Here is a 246-nt window from a genome sequence, read left to right on the forward strand (position 1 = left end):
CTTTGATGTGACCTTTGGCGGAGGCAGTAACGCTTCTTCAGGTTGGAAGTTCTACGACTACACCATGCACTCTCGCTTTGCTAAGAGCGGACAATGGTGGTCCTCAACAATGACCAACTACGAAAACGCTGAATTGGACTCATGGATCGAGGAGCTGAGCACTACCATTGACCCTGAAAAGCAGCGTGAAATCTCCTCGCATATTGAACGCATCTACGCTGAGAATGCAATTCAGGTACCGCTTTA

1 pseudogene is annotated in these 246 nt (G+C 48.4%); it reads left to right on the top strand.

Annotated elements, in window-relative coordinates:
- Positions 1-246, top strand: a pseudogene (locus AB4585_RS28370) (ABC transporter substrate-binding protein); the annotation flags it as partial.

Origin of the sequence: Vibrio sp. 10N.222.49.C9, from assembly GCF_041474985.1 — a bacterium.
Classification (GTDB): domain Bacteria; phylum Pseudomonadota; class Gammaproteobacteria; order Enterobacterales; family Vibrionaceae; genus Vibrio; species Vibrio crassostreae_C.